The 1039-nt window shown below is 63.1% G+C and carries 1 protein-coding gene; it reads left to right on the plus strand.

Annotation, left to right across the window (positions count from 1 at the left end; all coding sequences use genetic code 11):
• Window positions 1-1039 (plus strand): IS256 family transposase (locus B7R21_RS19480; RefSeq protein ID WP_116284911.1); only part of this gene is annotated, 1039 nt, incomplete at both ends.

A 1039-nucleotide genomic window follows, 5' to 3' on the forward strand; every position in this document is an offset into this window, starting at 1 on the left:
ACCACCTCGGCTACGACAAACACGAGCGCGTCGAAGCCACCTCCAATGCTCGGAACGGGTCGAGGACGAAGACAGTCCTGACTGACATTGGTCCGGTCCCGATCGAGGTCCCTCGGGACCGAAACGGGTCGTTCCAGCCGCAGATAGTCCGCAAGCATCAGCGGCGCCTGACGGGCGTTGACGAGATGGTGTTGTCGTTGTCGGCTCGTGGTCTGACCCACGGCGATATCAGCGCTCACCTGGCCGAAGTGTATGGCGCCGACGTGTCCAAGACGACGATCTCGACGATCACCGATCGGGTGCTCGAGGGCATGACGGAATGGCAAAACCGGCCGCTGGACCCGGTCTATCCGGTGATCTTCATTGACTGTATCCACGTCAAGGTCCGCGACGGCCAAGTCGCGAATCGGCCCATCTACGTCGCCTTGGCCGTCACTGTCGAGGGCAACCGGGACATCCTCGGCCTGTGGGCCGGGGACGGCGGGGAGGGCGCAAAGTACTGGCTCCAGGTCCTCACCGAGATCAAAAACAGGGGCGTTGAGGACGTCTGCATGGTGGTCTGTGACGGGCTGAAAGGCCTGCCCGATTCGATCGGGACGGTGTGGCCGGAAGCGATCACCCAAACGTGTGTGGTGCATTTGATCCGCGCCAGTTTCCGGTACGCGGCCCGGCAGGACTGGGACAAGATCGCCAAAGCCCTGAAACCGATCTACACCGCCGCCACGGTCGAGGCGGCCGAGGAACGCTTCCTGGAATTCAGCGAGGCGTGGGGCAAGAAGTATCCCGCGATCGTCAGGCTCTGGGAATCCGCGTGGGCCGAATTCGTCCCGTTCCTGCAGTTCGATTCCGAGATCCGCCGGATCGTCTGCACGACCAACGCGATCGAGTCCGTGAACGCCAGGATCCGGAAAGCGGTCCGCGCCAGGGGACATTTCCCCAATGAGCAAGCCGCACTGAAATGTGTCTACCTGGCCGTGATGAGCCTGGATCCGACCGGCCAAGGGCGGGCCCGCTGGACCCAACGATGGAAGGCCGCGCT

The sequence above is a fragment of the Subtercola boreus genome (assembly GCF_003399625.1).
Taxonomy (GTDB): domain Bacteria; phylum Actinomycetota; class Actinomycetes; order Actinomycetales; family Microbacteriaceae; genus Subtercola; species Subtercola boreus_C.